The organism is Butyrivibrio sp. AE3009 (assembly GCF_000420845.1).
Lineage (GTDB): Bacteria > Bacillota > Clostridia > Lachnospirales > Lachnospiraceae > Butyrivibrio.
Genome location: NZ_ATVS01000013.1, coordinates 36,875 through 52,291, shown reverse-complemented (window position 1 = coordinate 52,291; position 15,417 = coordinate 36,875). Strand labels below are relative to the sequence as shown.

Here is a 15,417-nt window from a genome sequence, read left to right as displayed (position 1 = left end):
GATCTATAGAACAGAATAACAGTATAAGCAAAAACAAAAGGGAAGGCATAAGCGATATCACTCGTTATCCTTCCCTCTAAATCACTGACTTTTGGCATTCTTCATCATATTGATTGTCTCGATGTCGTTAGCAGTAAGCTTGATATTGGATTCCAGGGTCTTGCCGTCGGGAGTTGTGACCTTAATGGCAAAAACGGTTCCTTCCTGAACGGCGTTATTACCTACGGCCTGGAAAAAAGGCATTACCTTGGGATGATCCTGCTGAAACAGGCTTAATCTCTGCTGAAACTGCATAAGCAGCATTGGATTCATATTCATAATTCTGTAACCTCACTTTTAATGTATAAATTTGTGATACATTCTAATATAAGAATATTGTAAATGTCAAAAACAAATTAGTTAAAATAGTATCAATCTTTCTGATAAAATTTAAGTGATTTTTACATTAAACTTGAGTCAAATCAATTTTTTATGCTTTTTATTGGTCTATAATCCCTATTGCGCATGAAATGTATGCGCTTACATTGTACAAAATTGCTACTAAAACCTGTAATTATTAAGGAGGATAAATAAATGTACGGATTTGGTGACATGATTCAGAGGCTTAAAAACGATCCTAAGACTATAGTATTTCCCGAAGGCTCAGACCCAAGAATTCTTGAAGCTGCTTCACGTCTTCTTGCAGGAAATTTCTTAAAGCCAATTCTTCTCGGAAACGAAGATGAGATCAACAAGGCAGCCGAGAGCGCTGGCTACAATATCAGAGGCGCACAGATTATCGATCCTGAGAACTATGATAAGTTCGATGAAATGGTTGAGCAGTTCTGCGAGCTCAGAAAGAGCAAGGGAATGACTCCTGAGAAGGCTATTCCTATTCTTAAGCAGACCAACTATTTCGGAACAATGCTGGTTAAGATGGGCTACGGTGACTGCCTCCTTGGTGGTGCAACCTATTCTACAGCTGATACAGTTCGTCCTGCTCTTCAGATCATCAAGACTAAGCCTGAGAACAGCATCGTATCTTCATGCTTTATCCTTGTTCGTCCTTCAGCAACAGGGGAAAACGAGGTTATCGCTATGGCTGACTGCGGTATCAACATCAATCCCAATGAGGACGAGCTTGTTGAGATCTGCGGCGAGACCGTTAACTGCGCTAAGAGATTCGGCGTAGACCCTAAGGTTGCTTTCCTTTCATTCTCAACAAAGGGATCAGCTAAGGATGATTCAGTAACAAAGATGCAGAACGCAACCAAGAAGGCTCAGGAAAAGTATCCTGACGTTCCGATCGACGGAGAGCTTCAGTTTGACGCTGCAGTAGCTCCCAGAGTTGCTAAGCAGAAGGCTCCCGGTTCACCTGTTGCAGGTCATGCCAACACCTTCATTTTCCCTGACATCAACGCAGGAAACCTTGGCTACAAGATTGCTCAGAGAATGGGTAACTTCGAAGCATACGGTCCTATCCTTCTTGGACTTAACGCTCCTATCAATGACCTTTCCCGTGGATGTAACGCACTTGAAGTATATTCAATGTCTATTATCACTGCTTCTCTTGCATAATTACAGATATCAGTTTGAATTTTGAATATTAGAAAGGCTATCGCTTGATGCGATAGCCTTTATTTTTATCTTACAAATACTTTGCGATTATGATATCACTTGGTTTTTAATCCTTTTTTCTGCTGTCTTCGCTCATGACTCTCATAATATTCAACCTTGCTGCTATACATGTTTTCATCAGCTGCCTGAACAGCTTTGTTTATCTCGCTTGAATCATTTGTCCAGACATGACCTATGGCAACGGTAAGTTTCTTGGTTTTGCTCTCAAGCTTTTGTACAAGAGCGTTAAATTTTACCTCATCGATCTCGGGAACAATGGCGACAAATTCATCTCCGCCTATTCTGTAACAGTATTTTTTCTTGAAAATACCGGCAAATATTGCTGCGGTATTCTTAATTACCTCATCACCATGAAGATGGCCGAATTCATCGTTAATCGCCTTCAGACCGTTTATATCCGAATAGCACACACCAATGCTTGTTGTCATACCGGATAGAAGCATCAGAGCCTGATTCAGTGCATACCGGTTGCCAAGACCTGTAAGGGCATCGTGACTACCAAGATACATAAGCTCCCTTGTCAAAGTATGATTACGCATCTCCGCAGAAAGGAAAAGTGCCACAGATTCGAATACCTCAGCAACATTGATCTGCAGATTGTTAATGGAATAGTTGTCAGCCACAAGGTACCCGATCACATCATTTTTGTCCTTAAGCACCGCTATCATATATCTGGAGACTCTGCCGGCGAGAATGTCATGATATACCGGCTCATTCACATCAATTAAATAACCGGTGTCATTTACCATAACAACATTTTTGCCCTGAAGCTGCTTATCCCACATCATTGGAATATCATATTTCTCAAAATATTTCAGGGTAGGAAGATCCCTGGTACTTGTATTGCTTACCCACTCATGGATATCGCTTATTGCTCTGTCCTTCAGTTCAGCAATATAAACCCTGTCTGCCTCTATTGTCTGTCCCAATTTGCGCAGCATGCGCTTAACGCCTCTGTTAAAATCCGAGCTTGTAAGCTCCTTGGCGCAGTCAATAATGACATTACTGGTATTAGTAGCAAAGACTTTGTTATCCTCATCCCTTTTTGCAGCTGTAACGTCATGGATAATGAATGCGCAAAAGCCCTTCTGATAAACGGGTACAGCCCAGAATTCATACCATTTGTCCATCATGGTATTGTATGTTCGATTAATAGATGACTGCCTCAATATGGCTGCCTGGTAACTGAATTTGATCCAGTCCTCATCCAAATTGTTGACAGTCTTATAGAATGTATTGCCAATCAGTTCCGCTATAGGTTTGCCGCACATTGCAGCATATTTTTCATTGGCAAATAAAAACAGCATATCCTTAACAGTTCCGAAAGGATCCGTTAAAACCTTGAAAATACAACATGCATCAGGCAGATCCCTAAGCATGTACAGAATATCATTTGGTGCAAAATTGGCCTCTGATGAGTATCCTATCTTTCCGTCTCCAATCCCCTCATTCATAGCATCTCTCCCATAAAAAACGAAAGTTAACAGCCGCCTAGAAATTATTATACTACAATTTCGCAGAAATGCACGATTTATAAGGCTTTCCAGACAAAATTTTGAAAATATTCAGACATCTTGTGTTTTCACAGGGTCGCATCACCTAAATATGCCGATAATTTCTCCTTTTTAAGGTGCTCTCCTATAACAATTAGTATAGACCTCTCAGCAGTAACTGTTTTGGAGGTGATATTTTTTCGGTTTGCATTGATTTCATAAAAAGATCGATCTTCATTTTGGACTATTCCCTTAATCCGGTGAACATATCCGCATTCAGAATCCAAAAAGATTTTTTGTATGTTTTCCCGAAGATTTTTTTCGCTCATTTCAAAATCAAAATAAAATACGGTATCGAATTTATCACTGTCCAAAATTGGCAGTTTAGTGTAACTAACTTTATTATATCCACTTTTAACTATATGCTTATAGTCTGATTCTGCAAGGCTGTCCCAATCGAGTGCAATCAGACTAAATTTCTGATTTTCTCTGAGACATCCGAAATCTTCCATCGTTTTTTTGAGGAATTTTTCAGATGATTTGATGTCTTCTTCACTGCAAAAATTAATTTTGCTGAATAAAATAACACCAGATACTGCTGCTTCGGTTGCAAGAATATATTTTGAACTGTCGGAAATATTTTTATCAAGGGTCGGATCTACGATACAGATAACATTTCCTATTTCGTACCATCTATCCAAGGGTTCCTCATAGACAAGGTCAAAAAATTCATCAGGGTCAAAAATGCCCGAAGGCTCAATGATTATTCTGTCATAACCCTGCATAGCCATGGCGATAAGTTTGGTCTTAAGCCGCCTTCTGTGCGCTTCCTGGCCGTCACCTCCAACTATCATCTCAAGGTTGCAGCGTTCTCCCTCCAGGTCCTTTAACATCACCATATCCACGTTGATTGCTCCGAAATCATTCTCGATAATACATATTCTCTCTCCCCGGTTCAGAAGATATCCGGCATATTTTTTAATAAAAGTAGTCTTCCCTGAGCCAAGAAATCCTGTAATCAAATCTAGCTTAATCATTGTTCTCCTCTGCTTCATCTATTGTTTTTTGATTATATTTTAATCTTAAAATTATTTTATTTTCATACATAACATATCGCTATATGGTAATATGAACTTGAATAACCACATGGAGGTATTCACATGAAATTGTCCAAGAAAGCTACATCGGTGCTGTTTGCAGTTGCTATGACCGCATCAGTATTCGGCTGCGGCAGTGAACAGAATAATACTCCTGCAAACGCTGATATTTCCATAACGATAGCCGCCAGAGACGGTTCTTTTACTGATGTCCTAAATTCTGTGAAGGGTGAATTCGAAAAAGAGCACGGATGCACAGTAAAAGTATTCTCAATGTCGGCCGATGATATCAGAACCCAGGCAATTTCGGATTCATCAAACGAAGTAGCTGCCTATGACATAATTATGATCGATGACCCCCTTATGCCGGAATACATAGAAAAAGGCATGCTATGCAATCTAACATCCCTCGGATATGCGGATGATGAAGATTTCGTTGAAAAATCAAGGCTTCTCGGCAAAGATCCATATCCTCTCGGCGCCACTTACTCATTACCTTTTTCAGGTAATGTACAGTTGTTATTCTACAATAAAAACCTTGTAGACACCAATGCAGATCTGACAAATTGGAACAGCATACTCAAAATATGCCAAGAAGCAAATGATACAGGCAAAAAAGGTTACGTGATCAGAGGGCAGTCAGGAAACCCTATAGTATCCGATTTTCTCCCGATTCTATGGGCATTTGGAGGAGATATCTTCGACTCCAACAATAATGTAATTCTCGATTCACAGGAAAGTCGCGATGCCTTGGAATTCTATTGTAAGCTGCTTGCCACCGGCGCAAATCAGGACAAAGATGATCTGGTTAATTCAATCACTTCCGGTGAAGGTGCATTGGCTCTGGGATGGCCTTCCTGGTTTATTTCAGGTAACGGAACCGCAGCAGAAATTGCTCAGATTCCCGGAAAAAGAATTGCCTCCTCCGAGGCTCTTGCTACCGGCGAGATTGGTAACTGGCTCCTTGGAGTTACTGCAAATTCCAAAAATAAGGAACTTGCCTTGGAACTTGCAATCTATCTCACAAGCGAGGAAGTTCAGCGAAAATCACTTGAATCCGGTGGGATTCCCACAAGAAAAAGTGTATTTCGGGATCCGGAAGTATTAGCCAAATATCCTTATTTCGAGGCTATTTACAGTGGAACCAACAACTCAAGAGTACGTCCAAGAACCACTAAATGGTCACAGATTGAAGAAGTATTCGGAAAAGAGCTTGTAAGCTGCATAAACGGTGAACAGACAGTGAATGAAACCATTAAAAAGTCCCAGGAAGAAATAAGCCTGTTGGCCAATAAATAGGTTTTAATGTATTATATAAAAAATATATCTACTCGATATAAAAAATACAGGCGCTGCATCGTATAATACAGCGCCTGTTATTTATTATGTTCATTTTGGCCTACTTAAGGTCTTCTTTCATCTCTTTTTTCAGTTCAAAGATTGATTTGCCCGTACGCCTTGCAATACCTGAAATATCGTCATATTCAAGCTTTTCACGGCTTACATCATGGCCATATGATCTCTTAACCCTTACCTCACCGTAGGCTGTTTCTATCTTCTTAATTTCTCTGGATAAGACGTATCTGTTACATATATTCTCTCGTACTCCGATTGTTGTTGTATGCTTGAATATAAGTCCCAGCATCTTCTCGCGCTCATCCAATCTGCACATGCAGGTTATAACTGTTCCTGGGCGCCCCTTCTTCATTCCTATGGATGTTGTATAAACTTCTACCGCTCCGCCCTCAAACAGCATTTCAATCGCAAATCCTATCTCTTCCGGAGTCATGTCATCAACGTTACAGGATAACTCAACTATTTGCTCAGTATCTTCCATTGTGTCACCCATAACAACCCTGAGACAATTAGCTTGAGAAAAATCCTTTTTGCCCATGCCATAACCGATTTTTTCAATCGACATTACAGGCTGATTGGCAAAATCAAAGGCAAAATACTTCACAAGTGCTGCCCCTGTAGGTGTACAGAGCTCTGATTCTATATCGCTCTGATATGATGGAATCCCCCTTAAAAGTAGCGCTGTTGCAGGCGCAGGAACAGGAAGAATTCCATGGGCGGTCTTAACCTTGCCGCCTCCGACGTTAATAGGGGATACTATAACCTTATCGGGATCCAATTTATGCATTAAATAACAAACAGCTGCTATATCTGCTATAGCATCAAGATTCCCCACTTCGTGGAAATGTATCTCAGACACAGGAACACCGTGAACTTCACTCTCTGCTTCTGCCAGAAGTTCATACACTTCCCTGATATCGCTCTTGATTTCCTTGCAGGTCTGAAGACTCTCTATTATTTCCTCTATATCGTACAGAGACCTGTGTTCATGAGCACTCTCATGAATATGCTCATGATCATGTGCATTTCCTCCGCTGTGCCCATGATCATGCCCATGGGCGTTTTCATGATGCTCCTCATGCGGATTAATACCGGGTTCTTCTTCGGCACCATCAACCAGCACTGACATATGTTTTCCGATAATACCGCACTTTTTTGATTCTTCCAGGCAATATTGTACCTTAGGGATTCCAAGGGAATTCAATTCGATTAAAATATCATCCGTTTCATCAAAAAGGCCCATAAGTGCAGCCGTAAGCATATCTCCGGCAATACCCATCTTGCATTCAAGATATAGAGTCTTCATAAGTCCTCCGTTTTTTTGTATCAATCCTCAATTTCTACGTTTCTGAGAGCTACATCTCTTCCTTCGATTATCCTGGCCTTTCTGCCACCGCAATGAGGGCATAAATACCTGTTTTCTTTCACAGGATAATACTCATTGCTGCATTCCTCACAGAAAGCCTTTACCGGTATCTCTTCGCAAACAAGCTCTGCGCCTTCAAGAATGGTTCCTTTGGATGCTTCAGGGTAATATTTATACATGTAATAAGGCATTACACCACTGGTTTTTCCTACATCAACCACTATTTTTTTGACTTTCTTTGCACCGTTTTCTTCGGCGATTTCAGCAGCAAGAGATATCACTCTTACCAGGTAACTCATTTCGTGCATACAAACCTCTATAGCTCTATATTTTTTATTTTATCATCATTTTATCGCAATTTAATTGATTCTGCGTATATTTAGTAAATAATTATTATATAAGGAGGTGGCCTATGTCCCACAATCTTGTTAAACAATGTATGGGCTGCGGAAGAACATTTACCGCCAGAAACAGTAATATGCCCTTCTGCTGTAAAGCCTGTAAAATACGGTATTCTTACCACTATACCTTCAGGTGCCGCGACTGCAGAAATGCCTCTTGCGAAGTCAGGAACGAGAGCCTTCAGGGCTGCGCCTATGACTGTCCCAATTTAAAATGGAATCCTTAAAGCATATGATAACGCGTGTTGTCGTATGCTTTTTTATTGTCCCAAAAGATAATTGATAAACTGCTGGGCGCATCTTCCGGATATTCCTCCGTGATTGAGCTCCCATCTGTCCGCTGCTCTAAGCAGCTCTTCTTTCTCCATGGTGATATCGTGCCTTGCAGCCAGTTCCGTGACAATGTCATAAAATTCCTGTCTTGATGGCTTGTAATAGCCTATTGTTACACCAAATCTATTGGCAAGGGACAATTTCTCTTCCATTGTGTCAGATCGATGAATATCACCATCCTGCTCCACATCTCTTCTGTCTCTCCAGGTCTCTTTGATAACATGTCTCCTGTTGGAGGTTGCATAAATGAGGATATTATCGGGCTTTGTCTCCACACCGCCCTCAATTACAGCCTTGAGGAATTTATAGTCAGATTCATCTTCCTCAAAAGACAGATCATCCATGTAAATAATAAACTTATAATTCCTGTTTTTTAGCTGAGCAATCAGCTGTGACAGGAGTCTGAACTGATACTTGTATATCTCTATCATTCTAAGGCCGTCGCCATAGAACTCATTTACGATCGCCTTGATGCTGGTAGATTTACCTGTGCCGCTATCGCCAAATAAAAGGACGTTATTTGCCTTTTTCCCGGCCACAAAGGCCTTGGTATTGTCTATTAGCTTTTTCTTCTGAATTTCGTACCCTACAAGGTCATTTAAGACCACTTTGTCCATATTATTGATGGGCGTAAACTCAACTTCGCCACTTGTACACTCCCTGATCCTGAAGGCCTTGTTAAGACCAAAGGAGCCGACACCTATTCTCTTGTAAAAATCTGTGATACAGTCAAAAAACTCTTCATCCGAGGTGGTTTTTTCCAACAACTCGCTTAGCCCACGGACTTTTTCACTGACGTTGGAGTTGTACATTAGCTCCGGCTTGTCTATTGACCTGTAATCCGTTATACAGGAAAAACAGTCTATGCCAAGCTTCTCCTCAAGCTCTGAAAAGTCATAATTAAACAATTCACGGTAAGCGTGAAAATCATTTTTGGCAAAATGATTGACGCTGCCATCCTTACTTCCCACCTTCTCACAGGTAAGACTAAAGGGGTTCTCGTCCATGATAAGAAGATAAGTCAGATAATTATGCCATAGATTCTTGTCAAATGCGCAGCTTGTTCCAAGAACCAGAAGCTTTTTTACCTCCTTGTATACCCTTGATATAAGCTCCTCTTTGTTATAATTATTGCTGTGAAGATCCCTACAGACTGTTGAAAGATTAAGAAGTATCGAATCCTTAGGAAGATCTCCGTATATTAAAAGTTTGGCTACAATCCTTTCCATATGCACCTCCGACCGCTTTACCTTTTATTATTTCAGACTTTTTGTTTTTTCTCTACTGCATTTTCAGTTGAATTTCTTATTATTTTTTGCAATGATTTTGATTCAATACCAAATATAAGATATATAACAAATATAAAATATCAAATTTATATTGCAATATTATAAAGCCCGATAAAATCTACATTTTTGTCATTTGTGAATATACAAAATATCCTATATATGTTATATAACATATATAGGATATCCCTAATCTCTTAATTATCAACAAGCATTTTCTCCAGCGCTTCAAAATCATAATCCGTGCGCTGTTCAAAGTTCATAAATGAGTTATTGCTACCGGGTTTCTTGGGTTTAGCCTTGTTCAGGTAGTACTCATTCTTGATGCATTCCTTCATAAAGGCAATCGGAACCTCAATTTCTTTGTTGTAAGCCTGCATATATTCATATGCTTTTCTGATTTTCTCAATGTCATACTCAGCAATCTCGGCTATTTCCCGGATTTCCTTAACCTTGAAATCCCCCATCAAAAGCTGGATTATTTCATCAAAAATCTCATCCTTATTAGCAGGTGTAGCCTTCTCTTTGGTAACAGCAACACCTTTTTTATTTACAAAGAATCTGATTCCTACGGTCTTTCTGCCGCTTTTTATTGGATCATAATCTACTTCGAGGCATGTCTTTTTGTTGAGCTCTTCCTTGGTCTTACTTAGTACATTACGGTTGAATATCTTGTATTCCTTGTACTTGGTTTGCCCCAGTTTCTCGGCAATTTCCTCAATTTTGTCATAATCGGGGTAATCCTTGGCCAGTTCGTTCTTGATCTCCTTGCTACCACCGGAATTGATGACTCCCAGATCAAGCTTGAGCTCTGTCAGATCATAATCAAATACCTGAACGCCGTCCTCTTTGGTGATATAAGCCTTACGGTCATAAGCTGAAAGAAGCATCTCATATAGCCTTAAGGAATATACGCTCTTAAGACTAAGAGTCTCGGATAAACTAAGGACTGTGTAACCTTTCTTCAGATTGACTATCTTATCAGTAAGTGAATTGTTATATCTTAATGTAAGAGTGCCATTTTTGAAGGATGCATCGGTTACCACCTGATGAGCCTCTATTTTGCCGTTTTCCTTGTCCTTCATAAGAAGATTCCAGTCAAAAATGGTTGATCCTTTAACCTGGCGATCGCACAGCGCCTCGATGTGCTCATATAGCGAACCAGAACTTGACTTAAACATCTTACGAAGCTCCGGGCCGTAAATAGTGGCCACTACGTTATTGGTATCATCTATTTCTATATGCTGCATACCAATAGCAAATAGCTTCTGGGAAAGGGCTGTGCCCTTTCCCATTGCATTGATCAATTCATTTGATTTATTATAGGTCTTGTGACTGACAATGAGCTGTTCTTTTTCTTCTTTTTGCATATCTCCCCCAATACTATTCCTTTTTTGTACACCTAAAGGGACGATAGAATCTTCCTTTTCCAGTCACCATTGAATATAATTCATTAGATAACATTCCCTTTTTGTAAACCTTATTAATTATTATATTCCTTTTATTGTCACTTTCAAGCAAAATTTCCCATATTTAGTGGGTTTCACTGCATCATTCCACTATTTCAAGTAAACCTTTTTGGTCAACGCAATTATTTCCCTTTTTATGCACCTATACAGATAGGGGCGCCCTTTTTGTATACCATTGACCAATTTGAATTGACTACTATGGTATATATTCTTCCCTTATTGTTCACCTTTAACACCTATTTTATTCTCCTAATATCTAAAATCTTAACTTTTTCCACTGATATTTATTCATTTCCGTGCATTTAGCTCTATATTGCAGCGTAATTCGTTGTTTTATCCCCTCGAAAACTTCAAATACTTTCATCCAATAAGTGCTTTTAAACCATTAAATAGATCGAATTTCTATATTATTCAGGTCACCGGTGTACTTATCTCCTCTTTTGAGGACTTTAATTCTAAAAAGGTGAACAAAAAGGGATTTCGTGTATTCCCTTTTTGTTCACCTTTATCATATTGAGAGACTTTTCCAACCTGTTACTTTCCTGGATGACAGTTTCCGGCATATACTATTCCCTTTTTATGCACCATTATATTCCCTTTTCAGTCACCTAAATTATGTTATTGTTTATTGGAAAGCGCATGTTTACTGGGGTTATGAAGCTTTTGTCACTAAGAAGTTTTATTAAAACTGCATTTCCCTTTTTAGTCACCTTTTATCCCTTTTTATACGCTTTTGGAACCTTTTTACTGCACTTTTATCGCAGTATGATTTATTCCCTTTTATATCACCTTATATCCCAGAAACTATAACCTTTTAATCCCTTTTATGTCTCTTTTTAACCCCATTTAAGTCACCTTAAAAGCATCAAATCCAGAGCTGGTCTGTAATACCTGAAGTTCTAATTAATAAATGAATTGTAGTTTATTAATTAAATTTAAACAAACTACAGGCTGTCAAACCAGGTATTCAAAAGAATGTCCTTAGGATCATAACAATCATCTATAAGAAAATAAATGCTTGTATAGATAGATTATCAATATTTTTAATTAAATGCCTATAAAGGAATAATAACGATGAAAATTAAAAAAAAATAGGTTAAAAAAAGAAAAAAATGAAAGAAATTAAAATATAAGATCAATTTAAACATTTTGAATACAATAAAAACAACAAAATGACTTGAATTTAATAAATTAAATCATGATTTACAATTTTGAATAATGAATGATTGCAAGACAAATATAAAATAAATTATAGATTTAATAAGCTGAAATTATTTAGACTATTACTTTAGATACTAAATATAGTTTTTGATTATAGGCATTATATTATATGGGAATTTATTTGATAACATTCATTTTTTACTTGCAATATATAAAGACAAATAATATGTTCTATTGACCGATTAAATCTCATAACTGACCAAGACGGTTAATAGTTAAGAAAATATAAAGTTTATAAATTAAAAATATCTAGAATTATTCAATCGAAACTTAATAAACAGCGAAATCCTTGTAAATTGCAGGAATATTACATATGCTATTATATCATTTTTGTGATACATATTTATTAAAATTGAAAGAAAAAATGCAAAAATATGTAATAAATTTGCATCCAATTACTATATAATCGATAATTTCAGCATTTTATATATAATTGAGTCTTGCAACATTATGATATTGAAATTTATAAATTATCACTTAAATATTTTATTCTTTTTTCAATGGCACCATCCCATCAATTGCACCAAAACCATAATTAAAACTTAATACATCAAATAATGATTAATATCGCTACAAAACTTGATCAATATTAATATTTTCATGATGTTAAGGCCTGTTCACTTCCGGGTTTCAGATCTGATTCTGGTAATCTGCGTTTCCAGGTGGGAATTGTTTGCTTTCTATGTTTAAATGAAAATGATTACATATAAAATATAAAGTATAAATAATATATAAAACGTAAATATTCTAATTAATACATATCAATTATATCAAATATTCATTTACTATTCAATATTTATATTAATTATAAAATATATAATATATTAAATATAGAGATTATTTCATATATATGTATTAATTGAGATAAATCAAATATATATTATAAATAATTGCTATATTAGTTATATTAGATATTGAAAATATAATGGATTTATAAATAATAAAAGATATAAAAGATATATAATATAGATGCATTATAAATATATAACATATATACATAATTGTGTACACACAATATATATAACATAAATATGGTAATAAATATAAGATACATAACATGTATATATTATTTATATATAGCAATTATTTTAGATATATATGATATATGTTTAGAGAATATAATAAATATATATGATATATAATTCATATGTTATATAGATTCAAATTTGAAAAACTAACAAATCATACAAAATATATTTAATATAGAAGATATATAACATACCAGTAACTTCGGGTTCGCATCAGAAAGGTTACTGATTTGAAATACATATATAACATATATAATTAATATTGCTTGAGCGTTTAAGATATAAAAGAACATAAGCTACTGTACCAGGCTTTCTACAGCAGAAAGCTTTTACAATGATGCTGAGTTATAGTTATATAATATATATAACAATGCTGCTTTAGATTGCTTCAGGATCAAATCCAGAAAAAGATGTTATATAGAAAATGGAAATATAAAACATATAAGTTATATATAACAAAACATAGATACACATGTATTTTGTATATATAACATTATGAATATATTTTGTATATAGATATAATAATACATATATATCATAAATAATAATTTTGAGATAATATAATATAGATTACATATATAACATATTTAATAGCTATATCATACAAAAAAATGGAGTATTATATTATTTATATAAGATATAGATATAATGATATACACATTATATAACTTATGTAGTATATAGATTATATAATGTGATTCTATTTAAGTTATTTGTGATATATAATTTATTTAAGAATAATATTTAAAGTTGTTTACATATATAACATGTATATCTTATATGATTATTCAATGAATTAAATATGTTATATATATTATTTTTAAAATATATTCGATATTACATATTGAAAGTAAATAAAAATAAGGATATAATAATTCAGGGAAAAAAGTGAAAATAAATAAGATATATATGTTTTATAGGAGGAGATATGCGTATTATTGCTTTCAGTAATCAGAAGGGTGGTGTAGCTAAGACTACATCCAGTTATGCCATGGCTGTAGGCCTGGCAAAAAGGGGGTACAAAGTACTGGTTGTAGACGCAGATCCACAGGAAAACCTCTCAATGACAGCAGGAATCGACCTTAATGAGATTGATCCGGATCCTGAGGATATAGAGTCACTTACTGAAGATGAACAGAAATACTTTTACGATAATGTACCTGCCAAGCTTTTTGAAGTAATGAGCGGCGATAAGGACATAAATAAGGCGATTATTCCTATTCAGGAGAATCTGGACCTGATTATTGGCGGAATTGACCTGGCATCTGCTGATATGACCTTTAATATGGTGGCAAGAGAGAGACTTATCAAGAACGCCTTCAAGAAGATCAAAAAAGAGTATGATTTCTGCGTATTTGACTGCAGTCCGGCCCTAGGTGTGGTTCTTATGAACATCCTTACTGTGGCAGATGAAGTTATTATTCCCCTGGAGCCCGGTGCATACTCACTTCAGGGATTATCAAGACTCTACAAGTTCATTGACCAGATTCATGATTTCACCAATGATAAGCTTAAAGTAGCAGGAATCCTGGTAACAAAGGTTAGAAATACTTCCAATTCAAAGATTTGGATCGGTGATATAGAAGAGAAGGCAGAACTTCTGGGAACAAAGGTATTTGACTCAAAGATCAGGCTTAATGTATCGGTAGAAGAGGCACAGACAATGAAGATGGATCTGTTTTCATATGCAGGCGGATCTCAGGCAGCAAGAGACTATGATGACTTTATTGATGAGTATTTAGGAGGGGATGAGTAATGGCCAGTAAAGCGAGTATGTTGAAACAGGGCGCCAGGAAGACAGGAACGGGACTATTTCAGGGTATGAAGCCGCTTAGCGCAGCATCTGAAACTGAAGACAAAAAAGCTCCTGAAAAGGCAAAAGAAGAAGCAAAAGAAGAGTCTAAGGAGACAAAAGAAAAGGCTCCCACAAAAAAAGCAGAAGCGCCAAAGCCTGAGGTTAAAGAAACGGTTAAGAAAGAAGCCGAAAAGCCAGTAGCTGCGCAGGAAACAGTTGAATCTGAAAATGATAAGATATCAAGCGTTACTCCTTCGTCAACCGAATTAGTCAACGAAAAACAGGTCGATGAGCCGGTTGTTCCACAGCCTAAAGAGCCAGTATTTGTCGAGGAGCCACAGCCTTCTCAATATGTTCAACAGCCAAATACGCAGGATATGCTCCAGAAGGTCACAGAGCAGGCTCCCGCATATATGAATCAACCCATGAATCAGCCAGTGACTGCACCGGTTAATCAGCCTGTAAGTCAGCCTGTTCCAACGTACGTGCAGCCTCAGGAGCAGACTATTGCATATACTCAGCAGCTCCAGTATTCACAGCCTGTGCCGCAGCAGGTTCCTCAGTATATGAACCAGCCTGTTGTACAGCCTCAGTACAATCAATATGCAGCATACCAGCAGAGTGTTCAGACTCCGGCTCAGCCTGCAAGAAGAGGCAGAGCTGCAGCTAATTCCGGCGAAAAGAGCAGCAGATATGAGAAGGACAAATTCCTTCTTCTTGATATCAGGGGATACAGGGACTATGTAGAACATATGGCTAAAGCAGCCAATATGTCAGCCACAAAGTATATCAGAAGTCTTATCGAGCAGGATATGCTCAAGAATATGGATATCTATCAGGCTCATAAGGAACTGGAAGAAAGACTCAGAGGAAGACAGTAAGAGCATCTTTCAGAGTATAGATATAATAGTGATCAGATACAGCAAAAAAGCCTTGAGGCATATGTCTCAAGGCT

12 protein-coding genes are annotated in these 15,417 nt (G+C 37.0%); 5 read left to right on the top strand and 7 right to left on the bottom strand.

Going from position 1 to position 15,417, the window contains the following annotated elements:
• Positions 1-81: 81 nt before the first annotated feature.
• Positions 82-318, bottom strand: a complete 237-nt coding sequence (locus tag G588_RS0108755; protein WP_022778360.1) for a hypothetical protein — start codon at positions 316-318, stop codon at positions 82-84.
• Between the two features lie 255 nt (positions 319-573).
• Here G588_RS0108755 and pta point away from each other — a divergent pair, with 255 nt between their 5' ends.
• Positions 574-1,557: a phosphate acetyltransferase gene (pta, locus tag G588_RS0108750; protein WP_022778359.1), complete on the top strand. Its 984-nt coding sequence runs from the start codon at positions 574-576 to the stop codon at positions 1,555-1,557.
• A gap of 95 nt (positions 1,558-1,652) precedes the next feature.
• Here pta and G588_RS0108745 read toward each other — a convergent pair whose 3' ends face one another.
• The gene (locus G588_RS0108745) at positions 1,653-3,071 is read right to left on the bottom strand and encodes a sensor domain-containing diguanylate cyclase (protein WP_022778358.1); all 1,419 of its coding nucleotides are present in this window, start codon (positions 3,069-3,071) and stop codon (positions 1,653-1,655) included.
• A 128-nt stretch (positions 3,072-3,199) separates the two neighbouring features.
• The gene (locus tag G588_RS0108740; protein ID WP_022778357.1) at positions 3,200-4,147 is read right to left on the bottom strand and encodes a GTP-binding protein; all 948 of its coding nucleotides are present in this window, start codon (positions 4,145-4,147) and stop codon (positions 3,200-3,202) included.
• A 123-nt stretch (positions 4,148-4,270) separates the two neighbouring features.
• On the opposite strand from G588_RS0108740, the gene G588_RS0108735 reads away from it, so the two are divergent.
• Entirely contained in the window at positions 4,271-5,506 is a 1,236-nt protein-coding gene (locus G588_RS0108735) for an extracellular solute-binding protein (RefSeq protein ID WP_022778356.1), read from the top strand.
• A 100-nt stretch (positions 5,507-5,606) separates the two neighbouring features.
• Here G588_RS0108735 and larC read toward each other — a convergent pair whose 3' ends face one another.
• A complete protein-coding gene (gene larC / locus G588_RS0108730) occupies positions 5,607-6,869 on the bottom strand; it encodes a nickel pincer cofactor biosynthesis protein LarC (RefSeq protein WP_022778355.1) in 1,263 nt (420 codons plus the stop codon).
• A gap of 20 nt (positions 6,870-6,889) precedes the next feature.
• A complete protein-coding gene (gene hypA, locus G588_RS0108725) occupies positions 6,890-7,237 on the bottom strand; it encodes a hydrogenase maturation nickel metallochaperone HypA (RefSeq protein ID WP_022778354.1) in 348 nt (115 codons plus the stop codon).
• A 104-nt stretch (positions 7,238-7,341) separates the two neighbouring features.
• On the opposite strand from hypA, the gene G588_RS0108720 reads away from it, so the two are divergent.
• Positions 7,342-7,557, top strand: coding sequence for a hypothetical protein (locus G588_RS0108720; RefSeq protein ID WP_022778353.1), 216 nt, complete (start codon positions 7,342-7,344; stop codon positions 7,555-7,557).
• 33 nt (positions 7,558-7,590) lie between these two features.
• On the opposite strand, the gene G588_RS0108715 is transcribed toward G588_RS0108720, so the two are convergent.
• On the bottom strand, positions 7,591-8,892 hold the full coding sequence (locus G588_RS0108715) for an ATP-binding protein (RefSeq protein WP_022778352.1): 1,302 nt from the start codon (positions 8,890-8,892) through the stop codon (positions 7,591-7,593).
• A 254-nt stretch (positions 8,893-9,146) separates the two neighbouring features.
• Positions 9,147-10,319, bottom strand: a complete 1,173-nt coding sequence (locus tag G588_RS0108710) for a replication initiation protein (protein ID WP_022778351.1) — start codon at positions 10,317-10,319, stop codon at positions 9,147-9,149.
• A 3,276-nt stretch (positions 10,320-13,595) separates the two neighbouring features.
• Between G588_RS0108710 and G588_RS0108705 the strand changes: the two genes are divergently transcribed.
• The gene (locus tag G588_RS0108705; protein ID WP_022778350.1) at positions 13,596-14,423 is read left to right on the top strand and encodes a ParA family protein; all 828 of its coding nucleotides are present in this window, start codon (positions 13,596-13,598) and stop codon (positions 14,421-14,423) included.
• Positions 14,423-15,343, top strand: coding sequence for a hypothetical protein (locus tag G588_RS0108700; RefSeq protein ID WP_022778349.1), 921 nt, complete (start codon positions 14,423-14,425; stop codon positions 15,341-15,343). Before G588_RS0108705 ends, G588_RS0108700 begins: the two co-directional genes overlap by 1 nt.
• Positions 15,344-15,417 lie beyond the last annotated feature (74 nt).